At 38.5% G+C, this 21,919-nt stretch carries 20 protein-coding genes; all 20 read left to right on the top strand.

Annotation, left to right across the window (positions count from 1 at the left end; genetic code table 11):
• The first annotated feature begins 6 nt into the window (after positions 1-6).
• The 20 genes from V4T18_RS07655 to nusA all read left to right on the top strand — a co-directional run bounded on the left by V4T18_RS07655 (position 7) and on the right by nusA (position 21,907).
• Positions 7-2,073, top strand: a complete 2,067-nt coding sequence (locus tag V4T18_RS07655) for a chemotaxis protein CheA (RefSeq protein ID WP_332648373.1) — start codon at positions 7-9, stop codon at positions 2,071-2,073.
• Positions 2,074-2,102: 29 nt separating this feature from the next.
• Entirely contained in the window at positions 2,103-2,549 is a 447-nt protein-coding gene (locus V4T18_RS07650; RefSeq protein ID WP_332648369.1) for a chemotaxis protein CheW, read from the top strand.
• Between the two features lie 60 nt (positions 2,550-2,609).
• Positions 2,610-3,248 (top strand): chemotaxis protein CheC, encoded by a 639-nt coding sequence (locus V4T18_RS07645; RefSeq protein ID WP_332648367.1) that lies wholly within the window; start codon positions 2,610-2,612, stop codon positions 3,246-3,248.
• Positions 3,245-3,745 carry a chemotaxis protein CheD gene (locus tag V4T18_RS07640; protein ID WP_332648364.1) on the top strand — a complete coding sequence of 167 codons (501 nt, stop codon included), beginning with the start codon at positions 3,245-3,247 and terminating at the stop codon, positions 3,743-3,745. Before V4T18_RS07645 ends, V4T18_RS07640 begins: the two co-directional genes overlap by 4 nt.
• Positions 3,742-4,119 carry a hypothetical protein gene (locus V4T18_RS07635; RefSeq protein WP_332648362.1) on the top strand — a complete coding sequence of 126 codons (378 nt, stop codon included), beginning with the start codon at positions 3,742-3,744 and terminating at the stop codon, positions 4,117-4,119. Before V4T18_RS07640 ends, V4T18_RS07635 begins: the two co-directional genes overlap by 4 nt.
• Before the next feature lie 170 nt (positions 4,120-4,289).
• Positions 4,290-5,063: a FliA/WhiG family RNA polymerase sigma factor gene (locus V4T18_RS07630; RefSeq protein ID WP_332648359.1), complete on the top strand. Its 774-nt coding sequence runs from the start codon at positions 4,290-4,292 to the stop codon at positions 5,061-5,063.
• Between the two features lie 11 nt (positions 5,064-5,074).
• Positions 5,075-5,383, top strand: coding sequence for an RNA polymerase subunit sigma (locus V4T18_RS07625; RefSeq protein ID WP_332648356.1), 309 nt, complete (start codon positions 5,075-5,077; stop codon positions 5,381-5,383).
• Positions 5,384-5,394: 11 nt separating this feature from the next.
• Positions 5,395-5,988, top strand: coding sequence for a hypothetical protein (locus V4T18_RS07620; RefSeq protein WP_332648353.1), 594 nt, complete (start codon positions 5,395-5,397; stop codon positions 5,986-5,988).
• 158 nt (positions 5,989-6,146) lie between these two features.
• Entirely contained in the window at positions 6,147-6,872 is a 726-nt protein-coding gene (rpsB, locus tag V4T18_RS07615; RefSeq protein WP_332648350.1) for a 30S ribosomal protein S2, read from the top strand.
• A gap of 152 nt (positions 6,873-7,024) precedes the next feature.
• Complete coding sequence (tsf, locus tag V4T18_RS07610; protein WP_332648347.1) at positions 7,025-7,906, top strand: translation elongation factor Ts; 882 nt, start codon at positions 7,025-7,027, stop codon at positions 7,904-7,906.
• A gap of 153 nt (positions 7,907-8,059) precedes the next feature.
• Positions 8,060-8,785, top strand: coding sequence for a UMP kinase (gene pyrH, locus V4T18_RS07605; protein WP_332648345.1), 726 nt, complete (start codon positions 8,060-8,062; stop codon positions 8,783-8,785).
• Positions 8,785-9,342 (top strand): ribosome recycling factor, encoded by a 558-nt coding sequence (gene frr / locus V4T18_RS07600; RefSeq protein WP_332648344.1) that lies wholly within the window; start codon positions 8,785-8,787, stop codon positions 9,340-9,342. The genes pyrH and frr overlap by 1 nt, the downstream gene beginning before the upstream one ends.
• Positions 9,343-9,577: 235 nt before the next feature.
• Complete coding sequence (locus V4T18_RS07595) at positions 9,578-10,372, top strand: isoprenyl transferase (protein WP_332648342.1); 795 nt, start codon at positions 9,578-9,580, stop codon at positions 10,370-10,372.
• On the top strand, positions 10,369-11,166 hold the full coding sequence (locus V4T18_RS07590; RefSeq protein WP_332648340.1) for a phosphatidate cytidylyltransferase: 798 nt from the start codon (positions 10,369-10,371) through the stop codon (positions 11,164-11,166). The genes V4T18_RS07595 and V4T18_RS07590 overlap by 4 nt, the downstream gene beginning before the upstream one ends.
• A gap of 18 nt (positions 11,167-11,184) precedes the next feature.
• Positions 11,185-12,330, top strand: coding sequence for a 1-deoxy-D-xylulose-5-phosphate reductoisomerase (dxr, locus tag V4T18_RS07585; protein ID WP_332648337.1), 1,146 nt, complete (start codon positions 11,185-11,187; stop codon positions 12,328-12,330).
• A gap of 39 nt (positions 12,331-12,369) precedes the next feature.
• Entirely contained in the window at positions 12,370-13,656 is a 1,287-nt protein-coding gene (gene rseP, locus V4T18_RS07580; protein ID WP_332648335.1) for an RIP metalloprotease RseP, read from the top strand.
• Positions 13,657-13,862: 206 nt separating this feature from the next.
• Positions 13,863-15,569 carry a proline--tRNA ligase gene (locus tag V4T18_RS07575; protein WP_332648333.1) on the top strand — a complete coding sequence of 569 codons (1,707 nt, stop codon included), beginning with the start codon at positions 13,863-13,865 and terminating at the stop codon, positions 15,567-15,569.
• A 75-nt stretch (positions 15,570-15,644) separates the two neighbouring features.
• A complete protein-coding gene (locus tag V4T18_RS07570) occupies positions 15,645-19,970 on the top strand; it encodes a PolC-type DNA polymerase III (protein WP_332648332.1) in 4,326 nt (1,441 codons plus the stop codon).
• A 314-nt stretch (positions 19,971-20,284) separates the two neighbouring features.
• Positions 20,285-20,770, top strand: coding sequence for a ribosome maturation factor RimP (gene rimP / locus V4T18_RS07565; RefSeq protein WP_332648330.1), 486 nt, complete (start codon positions 20,285-20,287; stop codon positions 20,768-20,770).
• A gap of 12 nt (positions 20,771-20,782) precedes the next feature.
• The gene (gene nusA, locus V4T18_RS07560) at positions 20,783-21,907 is read left to right on the top strand and encodes a transcription termination factor NusA (protein WP_332648327.1); all 1,125 of its coding nucleotides are present in this window, start codon (positions 20,783-20,785) and stop codon (positions 21,905-21,907) included.
• Positions 21,908-21,919: the final 12 nt, after the last annotated feature.

Below are 21,919 nucleotides of genomic sequence, written 5' to 3'. Positions count from 1 at the left end.
CCTCTTATGGAAGTAAACCAATATTTAGAAATGTTTATCGATGAAAGTAAAGAACATTTACAAGCTTGTAGCGAGCATTTATTAGAGCTAGAAAAAAATCCAGAAGATTTAGCAATCGTTGGTGAAATCTTCCGTTCGGCACATACGTTAAAAGGTATGTCGGCTACGATGGGGTTTGAGGATTTAGCGGATTTAACGCATAAAATGGAAAATGTATTAGATGCGATTCGTAACGAAAAAATTAAAGTAACACCTGAAATTTTAGATGTAGTATTTGAATCGGTGGATCACCTAGAGGAAATGGTAATGGATATTGCTAGTGGTGGTGATGGTAAGCGAAATGTTCAAGGAACTGTTGAACAATTAAAACGTATTGAATCAGGTGAGGTTGCTATAGCAGCGCCTGCTAACTTAGAACAAGCATCGGCTACGGCTGAGCAAGCTGCTACAACAACGGAACTAAAACTAGTGTACGATGATTTTGAAAAAACGATCCTACATCAATCAGCCGATCAAGATTATAAAGCATATGAAATTACTGTAGTCCTTCGCGAGGATTGCTTATTGAAGGCAGCTCGTGTGTTTATGGTATTTGAAATATTAGAGAAAAATGGAGATGTCATTAAATCATCACCTTCTGTAGATAGGTTAGAAGAAGAACAGTTTGATAGTATTTTCTACGTAGCTTTCATTTCAAAAGAAAGTGCAGAAGATTTACAGAAAAAATTATTAAAGGTATCAGAGGTTGAAACGGTTGAAGTAACCGAAATTCACCCGTCCTCGTTTAAAGAATCTAGTGTAATAGAGGAAGCACCTGTTAGACAAGTTGAGGCTACACCACCTGCAACTCAGGCAGTTGCTCCTGTATCAAATACTGCGGACAAAAAAGCAGCGCCAACAAATAATAAAACAACAGCTGTAGCGACAAGTAAAACAATTCGTGTAAATATTGAACGCTTAGATGTGTTAATGAATTTATTCGAAGAGCTAGTAATTGATCGTGGACGATTGCAATCTATTGCTTCTGAAGTGAATCATGGAGAATTAAACGAAACAGTTGAGCGTATGAGTCGAGTAATGGGCGACTTACAAAATATTATTTTAACAATGCGTATGGTACCTGTGGAAACAGTATTCAATCGTTTCCCAAAAATGGTTCGTCAATTATCACGTGATTTAAATAAAAAAATTAACTTAGAAATTATCGGTGCGGAAACAGAGTTAGACCGTACAGTTATTGATGAAATTGGTGATCCATTAGTTCACTTAATTCGAAACTCGCTTGATCATGGTATTGAAAGTCCTGAAATTCGTCGCTCCAAAGGTAAGCCGGAAGAGGGGACAGTTCAGCTACGTGCTTATCATAGCGGAAACTATGTATTTATTGAGATAGAAGATGATGGTGCCGGTATTAATCGTGAGAAGGTACTAGCAAAAGCGCTTTCTAAGGGTGTTGTTTCCCAAGAAGTGGCAAATTCTTTGTCTGATAAGCAAATTAATGAGCTTATTTTAGCTTCAGGCTTCTCAACAGCAGATGTCATTTCCGATGTATCTGGTAGAGGCGTGGGATTAGATGTTGTAAAAACAACAATTGAATCCCTTGGAGGTAATATATCCATTGAGTCTACACAAAATGTAGGGTCAGTATTTTCAATTCAATTACCGTTAACCCTATCAATTATTTCAGTTATGTTAGTTGAAATTGAAAAAGAAATTTATGCAATTCCGCTTTCATCTATTATTGAAACGTCTATTATTCGTAATTCAGATATTTTAAATGCACACAATCAAAAGGTGATTGATTTCCGTGGCAAAGTAGTTCCTTTAATATTCTTAGAGGAAGTATTCGAAGTGCCTCGTAATGAAGCAGTAGAAGATGAATTCCATTCAGTTGTGATCGTTCGTAAAGGTGAGAAACTAGCAGGTTTAGTGGTAGATTCATTTATCGGTCAGCAAGAGATTGTTTTAAAATCACTGGGTAATTACTTAACAAACATTTTTGCAATTTCTGGTGCAACAATTTTAGGTAATGGGAAAGTAGCGTTAATTGTAGACTGTAATGCTCTTATGTAGGAAATAGGATGAATAAAGAGGTGTAGAATATGACAAATGCTGTTGAGCAAGATTACATTAAAGTGATTGTATTTCAATTAGCAGATAAAGAATATGCAATACCGGTATCATATGTACGCGGTATTGAAAAATTAATGCACATTACGCGTGTTCCGAAAACACCACGCTTTGTTAAAGGTGTTATTAATTTACGTGGGGTCGTTACGCCAATCATCGATCTACGTGAGCGTTTTGGAATTGTTGGCTCGACGAACGAGGATACAACACGTATCATCATTATTCAACTAGAGGATATGGAAGTGGGCTTTGTCGTTGATTCAGCAAACGATGTATTAGACATTCAAACGACATCTATTGAGCAGCAGCCAGAAGTCGTAGGTTCTCTAGAGGAAGAATTCATTTCAGGTGTAGCAAAATTAGATAAACGTTTACTTATTTTGTTACATTTAGACAAAGTGTTAAATCCATTAGGGTAAAAGATTAATTTTCTAGGTGGGTTTCCCGCCTAGAATCTACTAAAGTAGGGGTCAAAAAAGATGAATTTCCATCAAAAAATTACTTCATTACATTTAGATGTATTAAAGGAAATAGGGAATATCGGAGCGGCACATGCAGCGACTGCGCTATCTGACTTATTAAATAAGAAGATTGATATGCGTGTTCCGAAGGTAGAAATGGTTTCTTTTAATGATATGATGGAGCTTGCTGGTGGCTCTGAGACATATGTTGTAGGGATTTTTTTACGCATTGAAGGTGATGCGGAAGGTAGTATGTTTTTCGTATTGCCGATCGAACAAGCGAATCGATTTATTCGAAGACTTATTCGAGATGAATCATTTGACTTTACACAGCCTCCAGTACCGGAGCTAGGATTATCTGCAATGCAGGAAATGGGGAATATATTATCTGGTTCTTACTTATCGGCCCTATCCGATTTTACGGGACTGAAAATTTATCCAACTGTACCTGGGTTAAGTGTAGATATGTTTGGTGCAATCATTAGTATTGGACTCATTGAGTTATCGCATGTTAGTGATCATGTCATTGTAATAAATACATCCATTTTTGACGAAGAATTAGCAGATAGTGAATCGGTACAAGGGCATTTCTTCCTATTACCTGATCCGGATTCGTTTGAGTCTATTTTTAAAGCACTTGGAGTGTCTCAAGGATGATTCTACAATCGAATCAAGTAGTTAAAGTCGGAATTGCTCAAATGGATGTAGTAAAAGTACCTAATACGATTCGGACTTCAGGTTTAGGATCTTGTGTAGGTGTTATTTTATATGATGACTCAAAGCAAATAGCAGGTTTAATTCATGTGATGTTACCAGATTCTAGTTTAAGTCGGGCGGATTCGTTAAATGTGGCGAAATTTGCAGACACTGGGATTCAAGCATTAATTGATTTGTTAAAATTAGAAGGGGTTCAACCTTTTAAGTTAAAGGCGAAAATTGCAGGTGGAGCCCAAATGTTCCAATTTACATCAGATAGAGATTCTATGCGAATTGGTCCACGTAATGTGGAAGCGGTTAAGGCGGAGCTTCGCAAAAGTGGAATTCCGATTGTAGCAGAAGATACGGGCGGCAATAGCGGTCGAACAATTGAATTTAATCCGAGTACGTCGAAATTAAATATTCGCACAGTTAATCAAGGAGTGAGTGAGATATGATGTTTGGCTCAATTTTATATAACTGCTGGGCGGCATTAATTGGCTTTACAGTTTATTTTTTTGTTGCTCTTCAAAAAACAATTGTGCTGCCATTAAATGTACTATTAGGCTCTTTTATCGCAGCCTTAATCGTATTTCTTTGTATGTTCCCTGTTCGAATGTTTTTATCGTATATTTTTTATACACCAAAGGAGATTGAATTCCATCAAATTGAACAGTTAACGGATGAACAATCTGATCTTCCAAGTATTTCGCCCCATGCTGGTAATAAGACTTCGACAGTGGAGTTTGAGGACGAAAGTACGGAAGAAATTGCAAAAGTCGTACGTACAATGATGCATACAGAAGAGGGAACTATGCCAAGTCGTTCATAATTATAGATAAAAATTTGAAAAGAGTCGACAAATCGGCTCTTTTTTCGTGTTTTTATTGTATTTTTATAATATCTTAAAAAACATTTAGTCCTATTGGTGCGTGTGTAAAATAGTATTCTATTTGCTATAATATAGGTAGTAATATTTGTTTCAAAGAGAGGTGGATACGGGTGACACAATCAATTCTAAATGATGAACAAAAACTTTGGAATAGCTGGATTAACAATCGGGATCCACAAGCAGGCGACATATTAGTGAAAAAATATAAGTCACTTGTTTCCTATCATGTGCAACGAATCGGTGCAGGTTTACCTAAAAATGTTTCAAGAGATGACTTAGTTAGCTTAGGGATGATGGGGTTATTTGATGCGCTTAATAAATTTGATATAAATAGAGATTTGAAATTCGACACCTATGCTTCATTTCGTGTTCGTGGCGCTATTATTGATGGTTTAAGAAAAGAAGATTGGTTACCAAGAACTGCTCGAGAAAAGGCGAAAAAGCTCGAGGCTCAAATTGAACAATTAGAACAAAAATTAATGCGACATGCAACACCTGAAGAGTTAGCAGACCATATGAATTTACCCGTTGAAGAGGTGTACCAAACAGTACAAGAACATTTCTTCTCAAATGTACTTTCGATAAATGAACAGCAACAGGACCAAGAAGAATTGGAAGCGAAGGCCTTTGTTATTCGGGATGATAATTCGAGAACTCCTGAGCAAGAAATTATTCACTCAGAGTTATTAGCAGATTTAGCCCAAAATATTGAAAAGCTAAATGAAAAGGAGCAACTCGTTCTTAGTTTGTTTTATACGGAAGAGCTAACACTAACAGAGATTGGTGAGATGCTAGAGCTTTCCACATCAAGGATTTCACAAATTCATTCGAAGGCATTATTTAAACTACGAAAATTATTATCTTCTGAAATGATGAATGTTTAGGAGGGTTGAAGATGAGTTTAAAAGGTATAGAATTACAAATTGCTATTCCTAAAACATTTGATGCAGGTAAAATTGCAGATCAACATCAACAAAATACAATCCACCAGCAAATGAATGCCAATGAAGCATTGAAGAAAGAAATTGAACGGAAGCAATTAGCGGTAAATGATACGGAAGATATGGATGCTATTTCTGAGGAAGAAGAGCGTGAAGGAAATGCTAGCAACCAATCGATGCTATCGAAAAAAAAGGATAAAGAGCAAGAAAAACAAACAGCGAAACATCCATTTAAAGGGAACTTTATTGATTTTAGCGGATAGGAGAAACAATGGTGGAAATATTACTCATTGTACTATTTATTTTACAGCTAATTAGCTTTTATTTAATTATTTTATTAAACAGTAAAATTGCGAGGTTTAAGGATTTAGAAATTCGGCAGGATCAAGTAATTCGTGAAATGGATAACTCGATTGGTGCGTACTTAATGGAGTTGAAAGAGGAAAATGATAGACTTATTAAGGAGCTTTCGAAAGTTCAGCAGGCTCCTACCTCATCGACAAGTTTTCAGCAACCAGTAGTAGAGGAGCTTCCAAAGCCTAGTGCTGTTCAGGGAATTAATACAGGATTAGAATCGGTGTTGCTGAAGGGAAAAGAGCCAGCGCAGTTAGAGCTCACACATAAAACGCTTATACCGAAAACCTTTGCTGCAAATGCATATAATAAACAACAAGGACCAACAGATCAATTATCTAATAAAGAATTACCTGTTGAGCAAAAAGAGCAGGATGATCAATTTACGAACTTGTCATTGTTTGAGCGGGAAGTGATCCGATTACATAAAGAAGGAAAAACGATAGAAGAAATCGCTAAAAAAACACAAAAAGGGAAAACGGAAATTGAGCTATTAATTAAATTCCATTCGTAAAATAGTTGCATGACCTAGACAACGTATGTTATATTAGCTATCGGTGTTAACAATACACACGCATTTTGATGTAGTAAGTGGTGCTCTAGTGACTAGGGTTGCTTGTTACAGATGAAAAATGCGGAGGAAAAAAACCAAACATTTAGGAGGAAACACTCATGTCAGTAATTTCAATGAAACAATTACTTGAAGCTGGTGTACATTTCGGTCACCAAACTCGCCGTTGGAACCCAAAAATGAAGAAATATATCTTCGTTGAGCGTAACGGTATCTACATTATCGATTTACAAAAAACAGTAAAAAAATTAGAAGAAGCTTATGACTTCATGCGCCAAGTTGGCCAAGATGGCGGCAAAGTTCTTTTCGTTGGTACGAAAAAACAAGCTCAAGAAGCTATCAAAGAAGAAGCAGAGCGTTCTGGTAACTACTATATTAACCAACGTTGGTTAGGTGGTACTTTAACTAACTTCGGTACGATTCAAAAACGTGTTGCACGTATGAAAGAAATCGAAAAAATGGAAGAAAACGGCACTTTCGACGTACTTCCTAAAAAAGAAGTTATCCAACTTAAAAAAGAACACGAGCGTCTAGTTAAATTCTTAGGCGGTATCCGTGATATGACAGCTATTCCGGACGTAATGTTCGTAGTTGACCCTCGTAAAGAGCGTATCGCTGTTGCGGAAGCGCGTAAATTAAACATCCCTCTAGTAGGTATTGTTGATACAAACTGTGACCCAGATGAAATCGACTATGTTATCCCTGCTAACGACGATGCTATTCGTGCTGTTAAATTATTAACTGCTAAAATGGCTGATGCTTTAATCGAGTCTAAACAAGGTGAATCAGAAGCTCCAGCTGTAGAAGAAGTAGTAGCAGCTGAGTAATGCACTACGACAAAAAGGTGATAAGTGGATGATCCCTCTTATCACCTTTTTTTGAGAAATTCTTATGCTTGTATTATAATGCTTGCAAAAGACGTCAAACGGAAGCTATTACAACATTATTAGCTAAGTATATACCCGAGGAGGAAACTCAAATGGCAATTACTGCTCAATTAGTAAAAGAATTACGTGAAAAAACTGGCGCAGGTATGATGGACTGCAAAAAAGCACTTGTAGAAACAGATGGTAACTTAGAAGCTGCAATCGATTTCTTACGTGAAAAAGGTTTAGCTGCTGCTGGTAAAAAAGCAGACCGTATCGCTGCAGAAGGAACTACTTTCGTTTTAGAACAAGGTAACGAAGCAATCATTTTAGAAGTAAACGCTGAAACTGATTTCGTTGCGAAAAACGATAAATTCCAAGTACTGGTTGCTTCTTTAGCTGAGCAATTATTAGCTGCGAAACCAGAATCAGTAGAAGTAGCTTTAGAGTTAGAAAAAGACGGCGTAAAAATTGCTGATCAAATTTCTACAGCTATCGCGACAATCGGTGAAAAAATCACTCTTCGTCGTTTTGAAATCAAAACAAAAACTGATGGAGATGCATTCGGTGCTTACTTACACATGGGTGGTAAAATCGGTGTATTAGTTCAATTAAATGGTACTACTGACGCTGCTGCTGCTAAAGATGTAGCTATGCACATCGCTGCAATTAACCCAACTTATGTATCTCGTGACGAAGTTTCTGCTGAAGAAGTTGAACGTGAGCGTAAAGTATTAACTGAGCAAGCGTTAAACGAAGGTAAACCAGAAAACATCGTTGCTAAAATGGTTGAAGGTCGTCTTGGTAAATACTTCGAAGACGTTTGCTTACTTGACCAAACTTTCGTTAAAAATTCGGATCAAAAAGTTCGCGATTTCGTGAAATCAACTGGTGGTAACGTAACTGGCTTCATCCGTTATGCAGTTGGTGAAGGTATCGAAAAACGTGAAGATAACTTTGCTGAAGAAGTAATGAGCCAACTTAAAGGCAACTAATACTAAATAATTGATTGTTTTACAAGTTGTAAGGCAATTGCAACAGTAGGGAGCACATTTTGCGTGTTCCCTATTTTTCAAGAAAATTTACAGTAATAATAGCGAAATAGGTATTCTATTTCCTTTTAAATAAATGAGTAACGGAGGTTTACTATGAGTGTGGCACAATACAAACGAGTAGTAATAAAACTAAGTGGCGAAGCATTAGCTGGAGATGCAGGGTTTGGGTTATCGCCTGACATTATTAAATCTGTTGCTGAAGAAGTAAAAGAAGTTGTAGACTTAGGTGTTGAGGTTGCGGTTGTAGTAGGTGGCGGTAACATTTGGCGCGGTAAAGTAGGTAGCGAAATGGGCATGGAGCGTGCTTCAGCTGACTACATGGGTATGCTTGCAACGGTTATGAACTCTTTAGCATTACAAGATGCATTGGAAAAATTAGACATTGAAACACGTGTACAATCATCCATTGTTATGACACAAGTGGCGGAACCATATATTCGTCGTAAAGCAGTACGTCATTTAGAAAAAAGACGCGTTGTAATTTTTGCAGCGGGAACAGGTAACCCATTCTTCTCAACTGATACAACAGCAGCACTACGAGCGGCAGAGATTAATGCAGATGCGATTCTAATGGCGAAAAATAATGTTGATGGTGTATATTCTGCAGATCCTAAGGTAGATGCTTCAGCGGTGAAGTATGACACACTCACGTATTTAGACGTTATTCAGCAAGGCTTACAAGTAATGGATTCAACAGCTTCAACATTATGTATGGACAATGATATTCCATTAGTTGTGTTCTCGATTACAGAAAAAGGTAATATTAAACGTGCTGTACTAGGTGAAAAAATTGGAACAGTTGTTAGGAGGAATTCATAATGGCTAAACAAGTTTTAGATCAAGCAAAAGAAAAAATGGCAAAATCACTTGCTGCATTTGGGCGAGAGCTAGCATCTATTCGTGCTGGGCGTGCTAATGCATCTTTACTAGACCGTATATCTGTAGATTATTACGGAGCACCGACACCAATTAATCAGCTTGCGGGTGTAGCTGTACCAGAAGCACGTCTACTAGTTATTACACCTTATGACAAAACGATTCTAGGTGAGATTGAAAAAGCAATTATGAAGTCAGATATTGGAATTACACCTACAAATGACGGAAATGTAATTCGATTAATGATTCCAGCTTTAACAGAAGAACGTCGTAAAGAGTTAGTTAAAGTTGTGAAAAAAGAAGCGGAAGAGGCAAAGGTTGCTGTTCGTAACGTGCGCCGTGATGCTAATGACGATCTGAAAAAGCTTGAGAAAAACGGTGAAATTACAGAAGACGATCTACGTGGCTACGGAGACGATATTCAAAAGCTTACAGATGAGTTTATTGCTAAAGTAGACGAAACTGCAAAAGAAAAAGAGCAAGAAATTTTAGCTGTCTAATACGGCTATTCTTGCGGTAGAACTTTATGTGGATTAAGGCGTCCTAACTTTCGGGACGTCTTTTTCTATCGCATGAAGCATAGAAAAGGAATATAGAATATTTAAATATCTCTAGTACATAGTAAATGGGATTAACAGATCTATTTTGTTTTTATAAGAAATAAAGGACACGCATAGCCGTTTTTGTTATGATATGAGTAAGCGTCCTAATGTAAAGCAGTTGGGGGAATTAACTATGTTTAATAAGCTATTTAGAAAAAAATCGAATACAAATGAGGCATCATTTAATCAGCAAAAAGACTTAGTTAAGGATGAGTGTATTCCTGCACATATTGCGATTATTATGGACGGAAATGGTCGTTGGGCAAAAAAACGTGCTATGCCGCGAATAAAAGGTCATCATGAAGGAATGAATACAGTTCGTAAAATAACTCGTTATGCAGATGATTTAGGTGTGAAAATTTTAACTCTTTATGCATTTTCAACAGAAAACTGGAAACGCCCCAAAATTGAAGTCGATTTTTTAATGAGTTTACCTGGGCAATTTTTAAACTCTTTTCTACCAGAGTTAATGGAGCGTAACATTCGAGTTGAAATGATCGGTGATGGATCAACTTTGCCTGCACATACGCAAAAAGCTTTGCAATCGGCAATAGATCAGACGAAAGGCAATACGGGATTAATTTTGAATTTTGCGATGAACTATGGCAGCCGTGATGAGATTGTTCGAGCAATGAAAAGTATGATGGATGAGGTTGAAGCTGGTACGTTATCCTATGAGGACATCACGGAGGAGCGTATAACTGACTACCTAATGACGGCACATTTACCCGAGCCAGACCTTTTAATTCGGACAAGTGGTGAAGTTCGTTTAAGTAATTTTATGCTATGGCAATTAGCGTATACAGAGTTTTGGTTTACGGATACACTATGGCCAGATTTTGATGAAAAGTGCTTACTAGAGGCGATAAGAGTGTATCAAAGTCGAAATCGCCGTTATGGAGGACTGAAGGGAGAAGAAACAGAGTGAAACAACGTATTATAACGGGAGTGGTGGCAGCAGCGTTATTTATCCCGTTTGTTATATATGGAAAACTTCCATTTACTATTTTAGTATATGCAATTGCATTTGTAGGAATTTATGAAATACTTCGAATGAAGGGCATTCACATTATGTCTGTACCGGGTGTCCTAAGTTTGTTAGCTACAGCAACTCTTCTAATGCCGAGCGAATGGACCGAAATGGTACAAAAAGTAACGACGTATTCAAAGATAGAGCTATTATTCATTGCCGTTATTCTTCTATTAGTGTATTCAGTACTTGTGAAAAATAAATTTACCTTTGATGATGTAGCCTTCGTCATTTTAAGTACGTTGTATGTTGGATTAGGGTTCTATTATTTAATAGCAACACGTGAAGCAGGGCTAGCCTTTGTTATTTTTGCGCTATTAATTGTTTGGACAACCGACTCTGGCGCCTATTTTACCGGACGTAAATTTGGTAAAAATAAGCTATGGCCTGAAATTTCACCAAACAAGACGGTCGAAGGCTTCGTCGGTGGAATTGTCATTGCGGTTATTGCAGCTGTCATTATGCAGTTTATTGCCCCGTTTGAGGGTAAAACTTGGCTGATACTTATCGTAGCTACGGTTGTTAGTTCGATTTTTGGTCAGATGGGTGATTTAGTTGAGTCTGCCATAAAACGTCATTATGATGTCAAGGATTCTGGCAATATATTGCCGGGTCACGGCGGTATTTTAGACCGTTTTGATAGTTTGTTATTTGTATTACCTCTATTACATTTACTGCATTTCGTTAATTAATGAAGGGACGTCTTTGCTTTGAAAAAGATTAGTTTACTTGGTGCAACTGGATCAATCGGTAGACAAACAATCGATATTTTACTTGCAAATCCGAATGATTTTCAGCTTGTTGCCTTTTCCTCGGGAAAAAACATCGAAAAAACACGTGAAATTATTACGCAACTATCACCTGAAATTGTATCTGTACAGGATGAAGGCGATGCATTACAACTCTCTAAGGAATTTCCAAATGTGCATTTTACATTTGGGACAAAAGGGTTAGTCGAAGTAGCAACACATCCACAATCGACAGTGCTTGTTAATGCAGTACTTGGAAGTGTTGGCTTAGAATCGACTCTAGCGGCTATTCGTATGAGTAAAACCATTGCAATTGCCAATAAAGAAACACTCGTAACAGCTGGACATTTAGTAATGGCTGAAGCGAAAAAATACGGTTCAGCTATTCTACCGGTAGACAGCGAACATTCCGCGCTCTATCAATCAATGAATGGGGAAAATCCTAAATCGATCGAGCGATTAATCCTAACAGCTTCTGGGGGCTCATTCCGTGATAAAACACGTGCGGAGCTTGAAGGTGTTACTGTAAAGGATGCGCTGAATCATCCGAACTGGTCAATGGGAGCAAAAATAACAATTGACTCGGCTACTATGATGAATAAAGGGTTAGAGGTAATTGAGGCACATGTATTGTTTGATATGCCGTATGACAAAATTGACGTCTTACTTCATCGAGAAAGTATTATTCATTCCTTGGTGGAATATCATGATACGAGTGTCATTGCTCAGCTAGGGACGCCAGATATGCGCGTGCCTATTCAGTATGCATTAACTTATCCTGATCGATTACCGCTAGTAGGTGGACAACGCCTTAATTTAGCGCAAATTGGGAAGCTCCATTTCCAAGAGGTTGATTTTGATCGCTTTAGGGCACTTAAGCTTGCGTATGATGCAGGGCGAACTGGTGGAACAATGCTTACAGCGATGAATGCGGCAAATGAGGCAGCTGTCGCATTATTCCTGCAGGAGAAAATTACATTCCTTCAAATTGAGGAATGTATTGAACGGGTTATGGATGCGCATGACAATATTTTATTACCAGATTTACAAACGATTTTACATGTAGATAGCGAAACGAGAAAAACTGTACAAAACATGGTAAAATAGAACGCATGGTTGTTAATTTGCTCGTGAAGGTGGGAAATTATGCAAACAGTAATTGCATTTATTATTATTTTTGGGTCGCTCGTATTCTTTCATGAGCTAGGTCACTTTATTTTTGCAAAGCGTGCAGGCATTATGGTGCGTGAATTTGCAATTGGTATGGGCCCAAAAATTTTTAGTATGATGAAGGGTGAAACGCTCTATACAATTCGCCTATTACCTATTGGTGGCTACGTTCGTATGGCGGGAGATGATTTTGAATCACTAGAGCTTCAGCCTGGTTATCGTGTAGCACTTGTTACAGATGAAGATAATGTAGTAAAGAAAATTATTTTGAATCAAAACAATCAATATCCTAATGTGATTTTTTTAGAGGTGGAGCGTGCAGATTTAAATAAAGGTTTATGGATTGAAGGGTATGATGAGGACGACGAAAGTGAATATCCTCGCATTGTTCGCTATGAGGTAGCAAGAGATGCGATTATCGTTGAGAATGGTAAAGAAACATTAATCGCTCCATATGATCGACAGTTTAATTCAAAAACAGTTGGTCAACGCTCAATGGCGATTTTTGCTGGACCGCTATTTAATTTTATACTAGCGTTCTTCATTTTCCTTACAATTGGATTTTTCCAAGGGATTCCTACGTACGAGCCTGTCATTACGGAAGTAAGTGATGATGGACCAGCGAAAAATGCAGGTATGCTAGCCGGCGATTTAGTTACTTCTATCAATGGTAATACGATTACAACCTGGCAGGAGCTTTCAGATACAATTCGTGAAAATCCTGGAAATCAGCTTGATTTTACGGTAGAACGAAATGGGGAAGAGGTTTCATTTCCTTTAACACCGAAAATCATAAAGGATGAGGAAGGAAATAAAGTCGGCTTAATCGGTGTTATATATCAAACGCCATATAAAAAAGCACCACTAGAAGCATTTGGATTGGCCGCCGAACAAACGTATGAATGGTCAACCCGCATTTTCGAGCTACTTGGACAACTTGTCACTGGACAGCTTTCTATTGAATCACTCTCGGGTCCAGTAGGTATTTATAAAACAACTGAGCAAATTGCTGAAGGTGCAGAGAATCCTGTGTTTGTTCTAATGCATTGGGCAGCGATATTAAGTATAAACTTAGGGATTATGAACCTTTTACCTCTACCGGCACTGGACGGCGGACGCCTTCTATTCTTTGGTGTAGAAGCATTAAGAGGAAAGCCAGTCGACAGACAAAAAGAAGGCCTTGTTCACTTTGTCGGTATTGTATTGCTAATGATCTTGATGGTTGTCGTTACTTGGAACGATATTCAAAGATTTTTCTTCTAAGTAAATTGACTATGTATGTACACTAATACATTGAGTTATACCTGATAATAAGGTATGGATGTATTTTACTAAATGGCTTTGAGTGTTTTCTGTGAATAACAGTAGCGCTCAAAGCTAAATTTTATTATGCTTACTATATATTAAAAATTAGGCGCTGTATCCTATCAAATATGGACAGAGCCTGAAATAAAAGGTGGAACAACTTTATGAAACAAAGTTTAACTTTCATTCCAACACTTCGTGAAGTTCCTTCTGATGCAGAAGTGAAATCACATAAATTGTTATTACGTGCTGGATTTATTCGTCAAAATGCAAGTGGGATTTATTCTTATTTACCATTAGCTAAACGTGTCTTAGCAAAAATTGAGGGGATTGTTCGTGAGGAAATGGAAGCGATTAATTCGATTGAGCTATTAATGCCAGCGATGCAATCGGCTGAATTATGGCAGGAATCAGGTCGCTGGGAAGCATATGGTCCAGAATTAATGCGCCTCAAGGATCGTCATGATCGTGATTTTGCGTTAGGTGCCACACATGAAGAGGTGATTACAACATTAGTGCGAGACGAGATTAAATCGTACAAAAAATTGCCATTAACACTTTATCAAATTCAATCAAAATTCCGAGATGAAAAACGACCACGCTTCGGTCTATTACGTGGACGTGAATTTATTATGAAGGACGCTTACTCATTCCATGCAAATCGTGAAAGCTTAGATGCTACATATGAAGATATGTATAAAGCTTATTCAAATATTTTCACTCGTCTTGGTTTAAACTTCCGTGCAGTTATTGCCGACGCTGGTTCAATTGGTGGTAAAGGTACACATGAATTCATGGTATTATCTGAAATTGGAGAAGATACAATTGCTTACTCAGATACGTCTGATTATGCGGCGAACATTGAAATGGCTGAAGTCACTGTTGAGTACAAACCTTCAGACTCACCAATGATAGATTTAGAGAAAATCGCAACGCCAGATGTTAAAACGATTGATGAAGTGGCTAATTTCCTAAACGAGCAACCAGAAAATATTATTAAATCATTAGTGTTTAATATTGATGACGAGCTAGTTGTCGTTCTTGCCCGTGGCGATCACGAAATCAATGATATTAAATTAAAAAATGCATTAGGTGCAACTTCTGTAGAGCTTGCTAATGAAGCGGCGATTCTAGATTTACTTGGCTGTGCACCAGGCTCAATTGGACCGGTTAAGCTACCTGTAAATGTAAAAGTGATTGCTGATAATGCAATTAAATCTATTCGTAATGGTGTTGCAGGTGCAAATGAAGATGGCTTCCACTTTATCAACGTGAACCCAGAGCGTGATTTTGCCATTAATACGTATGAAGATATTCGTTTTATCCAAGAGGGCGACCCATCACCTGATGGACAAGGCGTTATTAAATTTGCTGAAGGAATCGAAGTGGGACACATCTTTAAGCTTGGTACAACGTACTCTGCTAAAATGAACGCGACATTCCTAGATGAGCAAGGAAAAGCGCAACCATTTATTATGGGCTGCTATGGTATCGGAGTTTCTCGTATTCTGGCTGCAGTTGCGGAACAATTCCAAGATGATAACGGCTTCGTTTGGCCTACACAATTAGCGCCATATGATTTGCATTTAGTGCCTGTAAATACAAAGGATGAAGCACAAGTACAACTAGCGGATGAGTTATACGGTTTATTAAAATCATATCGTTATGACGTACTTTATGATGATCGAGCTGAACGTGCAGGTGTTAAATTTGCCGATGCGGATTTAATCGGTTTACCGGTACGTGTAACGGTTGGTAAGAAGGCAACGGAAGGTTTAGTAGAGGTAAAATTCCGCCATTCTGGTGAGTCATTTGAATGGGCGAAGGAAGAAGTAGTAGATCGCTTAAACGAATTTTTCCGTACAAACTAATGATGTTAAAAGAAAGGAGAGTACGCCATGTGTACTTTCCTTTCTTTTTCAGAAATAGAAAGTAGGTGGACACACATGTCACAACATGAAGCGAAAGAGCGCTTTCGCACATTGCTTCAGCATATAAAGCTTACAGACGACGTGTATATGTCTTTTTTTGAAGAAGCCGAGCTTTCGAGGTTAACGGTGCATAAAGGGAAGCGCATTTGGCAATTTAGTATGGTACTAAATCAAATATTACCTTTTCAATTATATCAATTAATACGATTAAAAATGGCTGAGCAATTTTCTACAATTGCAACTGTGTCTATTGACGTAACAACAAGGGCTCCACAAGTAACAGAGCAGCTCGTTCATGAATATTGGCATTCAGTTTTAGAGGAAATTGATGATATGTCCCCCCCTTTGCGTGAGCAATTAGCAAATCAAGTTCCAATTTGGACGGGGCATAAGCTTGTTGCAAATGTACAACATGAGGTACATTTAATGGCTCTAAAATCAAAGTATACGGATCGATTAGCCGCTAGCTATGCATCCTTTGGTTTTCCTAATATACATGTTGATTTTCAGCTAGCCCAGCAAACAGATGAAATGCTACAAGCACAGCAGGCATTTTTTGAACAGCGCCGTATCGAAGAGGAAAAGCTATCTCAACAAGCGTTAGAGGACTTTAACAGACGTGAGAAGGAAAAATCAGATAACCCTGCTGCCGTACTAGGTGACAGACCATTCCAGCTTGGTGGAGTAATTAAAAATAATGAAATTGCTGAAATTAAGTCTATTTTTGAAGAGGAAAGCTCAATTATACTAGAGGGCTTTGTATTCGCTTCAGACATTAAAATACTAAAAAGTGGGCGTGCTCTGCTTGAATTTAAAATGACTGATTATACAGATTCGATGCTCATTAAAATGTTCTCTCGTGGAGATGAGGATGTTGCCATGATGGAGCAGCTGAAAAAAGGAATGTGGGTTCGGGTTCGAGGCTCGATACAAATGGATACGTTTGCACGTGATCTTGTCATGATGGCACGTGATATTAATGAGGTGAAGAAGGAATCTCGTAAGGATCTTGCATCTGAAGGAGAAAAGCGTGTAGAACTTCACCTACATTCACCAATGAGTCAAATGGATGCAGTCACACCAATAGATCGCCTGATTGCTCAGGCCGCAAAGTGGGGACATCCGGCTATAGCGATTACTGATCATGCGGTCGTACAGGCATTTCCAGATGCATACTCTGCAGGTAAGAAAAACGGGATAAAAGTGATTTATGGCCTAGAAGCTAATTTAGTGGATGACGGAGCACCTATTGCATACGAGGAGCAGCATATTGGTCTTGAGGAAGCAACGTATGTAGTATTTGACGTGGAGACAACTGGTTTCTCTAACGTGTACGATTCAATTATTGAGCTAGCGGCTGTTAAAATTAAAAATGGCGAGGTAATTGACCGCTTTGAACGATTCTCTAACCCCCATAAACCTTTAACAGCCAAAATTATTGAACTAACTCATATTACGGATGATATGCTCGTGAATGCACCAGAAATTGAGGATGTTATTCGTGACTTCCACGATTTTATTGGCGATAGTATTGTAGTGGCGCATAATGCATCATTTGACCTTGGCTTCTTATATGTTGCGTATAAAAAGGCAGGAATAGAAGGTGTGTCACATCCGGCAATTGACACGGTTGAGCTCTCACGTCTTGTTAACCCAGGACAGAAAGCACACAACTTAAAAACATTAACAAAAAAATACAATATTGAGCTTTCACAGCATCACCGAGCGATTTATGATACGGAAGCAACAGGAGAGCTATTATTGCATTTATTAAAGCAAGCCTTTGATTTAGGTATTGCTTATCATGACGAATTCAATGAGCGAGTCGGTGGAGCAGATGGATATAAGCAGGTACGTCCAAGTCATTGTACGATATTAGCTGTAAACAACGATGGCTTGAAAAATTTATTTAAGCTAGTTTCCATCTCCAATACACAAACTTTTTACCGGGTGCCACGTATTCGTCGCTCTGATTTAACAAAGCTTAGACAAGGCTTATTAGTTGGCTCGGGATGCTCGAATGGTGAGCTTTTTGAAACTATTATGAATAAAACACCTGAACAGGCAGAAAGGGTAGCACGCTTTTATGATTACATCGAAGTGCAGCCGAAGCCTGTGTATTCCCCATTAATTGATGGTGGCGTTGTTCATGATGAATGGAATTTAGAAGATATCATCCGTCGACTTGTTAAGCTTGCGAAAAAGCTAGATATTCCAGTATGTGCAACTGGAAATGTGCATTATTTAGATGAAACAGATGGGCGGTTCCGTCAAATTTTAATTGGCTCAATGGGTGGGGCGAATCCGTTAAATCGTAATCCATTGCCAAAGGTTCACTTCCGTACGACTGACGAGATGCTAAAGGAGTTTGATTTTTTAGGACCGGATTTAGCGAAGGAAGTTGTTGTGACGAATACGCAAAAAATTGCGGATATGATTGGTGATGTGAAGCCGATTAAAGACGATTTATATACACCGAAAATTGAAGGCTCTGATGATGAAGTAACGAACTTGACCTATGAAATGGCCCATGAAATATATGGTGAAAACTTACCAGAAATTGTACAGGCTCGTATTGAAAAGGAGCTAAAGTCGATTTTAGGACACGGTTTCGGAGTAATTTATTTAATTTCTGCAAAGCTTGTAAAAAAATCACTTGCAGACGGCTACTTAGTAGGTTCTCGTGGCTCGGTTGGTTCATCCCTTGTTGCAACATTTATGGAAATTACCGAAGTTAATCCACTTCCACCACACTATATATGTCCAAACTGTAAGCATTCAGAATTTATTGCAGATGGTTCTGTTGCCTCGGGCTATGACTTACCAAATAAAGATTGTGTAGAATGTGGAACGCCGTATAAAAAGGACGGTCAGGATATCCCGTTCGAAACGTTCCTTGGCTTTAAAGGGGATAAGGTACCGGATATTGACCTTAACTTCTCCGGTGAATATCAACCACAGGCACATAATTATACGAAGGTGCTGTTCGGAGAGGATTATGTGTTCCGTGCAGGAACGATTGGTACAGTTGCTGAAAAAACGGCATATGGCTATGTAAAGGGATATGCGAATGATCATAACCTATCATTTAGAAATGCAGAGGTTGACCGTCTTGTGCAGGGCTGTACGGGCGTAAAGCGTACGACAGGGCAACACCCAGGTGGGATTATAGTTATTCCTGATTATATGGATGTGTATGATTTTACGCCTGTTCAGTTCCCAGCTGATGCACAGGATGCGGAATGGAAAACAACCCATTTTGACTTCCATTCTATCCACGATAATGTTTTAAAGCTTGATATTCTTGGGCATGATGATCCGACCGTGATTCGTATGCTTCAAGATTTATCCGGTATTGATCCGAAAACAATTCCGACGGATGATCCAGAAGTGATGAAAATCTTTAGCTCGCCTGAGTCATTAGGTGTGACAGAAAAGCAAATCGGTACAAAAACAGGAACACTAGGTATCCCAGAATTCGGAACAAAATTCGTTCGACAAATGCTTGAGGATACAAAGCCTTCTACATTTAGTGAACTTGTGCAAATTTCTGGGCTTTCTCACGGCACAGACGTATGGCTAGGCAATGCCCAGGAGTTAATTCATAACGGCACATGTGTCTTATCAGAGGTAATTGGCTGTCGTGACGATATTATGGTGTATTTAATTTATCAGGGGCTAGAACCGTCCTTTGCCTTTAAAATTATGGAATCTGTGCGTAAGGGGAAAGGCTTAACAGATGATATGGAAGCCGAAATGAAGGATAAAAAAGTACCTGATTGGTATATTGATTCCTGTAAAAAAATTAAATATATGTTCCCTAAAGCCCATGCGGCTGCGTATGTTTTAATGGCGGTACGTATCGCTTGGTTTAAAGTACATTATCCAATTCTTTATTATGCAGCTTACTTTACCGTACGTGCAGACGACTTCGATTTAATTGCAATGACACAAGGCTCAGCGATGATCCGACAAAAAATCGACGAGATCAATGTAAAAGGTCTTGATGCATCAACAAAAGAGAAAAATTTAATGACAGTGCTAGAAATTGCACTGGAAATGAGTGAGCGCGGAATAACGATGAGAAAGCCGGATTTATACCGTTCTACAGCGAGTGAATTTATTATAGACGGACAGTCATTAATACCACCATTCGATGCGATTCCTGGCCTTGGAACGAACGTAGCAAAACAAATTGTTGCAGCTCGAGAGGACGGAGAATTCTTATCGAAGGAAGACTTGCAGCGTAGAGGCCGTGTATCGAAAACATTAATCGACTATATGGATCAGCTAGGGTGTTTAGAAGGGATGCCAGATGCTAACCAACTGTCGTTATTTTAGCAGAGTGAAACCATGAAAGTTTTTTGAAATTTAGGGCAGAGAATTAAACTCGTTTTGTTTAGATTAACTAGCCTAATTAGCATAGAAAAGAAGGAAATTTGCATTCGCATAAAAGTTATGCTATCCTAATGGTAATAATTTGTTGATAGTTTGGCAGCAAAAGAGTGGGTTTCTCCCGCTCTTTTCTGTTGTCTACCTATATGTCATGCAAATTTTCTTCAACGTTAAACAAAGGCTGTTGAGACTTCAAATTTCACCATTCGTGGTGGAATTTGTGTTTTATTACGAAAAAACAGTGACGTAAGGAGGATACGATGAGCAAAGTTACGTCAGTAATTGAAGAACTGGTGACACCGATAACAGAAGAGTTAAATCTTGAACTAGTGGATGTTGAGTTCGTAAAAGAAGGTCGCAATTGGTTCCTACGTATATATGTAGATACTCCACAGGGGGGAATTGATATCGATCAATGTGCGCTAGTAAGTGAGCGTCTTAGCCTAATCCTGGATGAAAAGGATCCTATCGAGCAGAACTACTATTTAGAAGTCTCTTCGCCAGGTGCAGAGCGTCCAATAAAAAAAGAAGCAGACTACCAAAAGGCAGTTGGCAAATATATTTATGTGAAGACGTACGAGCCAATCAAAGATATGAAAGAATTCCAAGGGTACTTAACAGCATATACTGAACAAGGATTAGAAATGGAAGTTCGTATAAAAACAAGAAAAGTAAAGGTACAAATCGATAAAGAAAAAGTAGCGCAGGCTCGTTTTGCGATTGACTTTTCAGATAAGCAAATTTAGGAGTGAAACAAAATGAGTAGTGATTTACTAGATGCTTTAACAGCACTTGAAGAGCAGAAGGGTATTTCAAGAGACGTATTAATTGAGGCAATTGAGGCAGCTTTAGTTACAGCTTACAAACGCAACTTCAATCAAGCGCAAAATGTACGTGTAGATTTAAATTTAGATAACGGTTCAATGGTCGTTTACTCACGTAAAGATGTGGTTGAAACGGTTGAAGATGACCGTTTAGAAATCTCATTAGAAGATGCAAAAATGATAAACCCAGCCTATGAGATTGGTGACGTTTTAGAGCAAGAGGTAACACCACGTAACTTCGGTCGTATTGCAGCACAAACTGCAAAGCAAGTCGTTACGCAACGTGTACGTGAGGCTGAGCGCGGGCTTATTTACGAGGAGTATGTAGATCGTGAAGATGATATCGTTGTAGGCACAATTGAGCGTCAAGACGCGCGCAATGTTTACGTATCACTAGGGAAAGTTGAGGCAGCCCTACCTGTGAATGAGCAAATTCAAGGTGAGGCTTATAAGCCGCAATCACGTGTACGTGTATACATTACAAAAGTAGAGCGTACTACTCGCGGGCCTCAGGTAATTGTATCTCGTACACATCCTGGTTTACTGCGTCGACTTTTTGAGATGGAAGTACCTGAAATCTATGACGGCACAGTTGAAATCAAATCAATTGCTCGTGAAGCAGGCGATCGCTCGAAAATTTCTGTTTATGCACATAACGAAGAAGTAGATCCAGTTGGTTCATGTGTAGGAGCAAAAGGTGCACGTGTTCAAACAATTGTAAACGAATTAAACGGTGAGAAAATTGATATTGTAGAATGGTCAGAAGATCCGATTGTGTTCGTTGCAAATGCACTTAGCCCGTCTAAAGTATTAGACGTACAAGTGAATGAAGAAGAAAAATCTACTACGGTTGTTGTGCCAGATTATCAGCTTTCACTTGCGATTGGTAAACGTGGTCAAAATGCCCGTCTTGCAGCAAAATTAACAGGCTGGAAAATTGATATTAAGAGCGAAACAGATGCGCGTGATCAAGGGATCTATCCGTCTGAAACGAGCACATTCGTTCCTCAATATGATGAGGAAGTAGAATACGATTTATATCAAGACGACGAAGAATAAGTATCATTTTCG

Origin of the sequence: Lysinibacillus sp. 54212 (assembly GCF_036662795.1) — a bacterium.
Taxonomy (GTDB): Bacteria; Bacillota; Bacilli; order Bacillales_A; family Planococcaceae; genus Lysinibacillus_B.
Note: the sequence above shows the minus strand (reverse complement) of the source record. Positions and strands in the feature narration are given on the sequence as shown.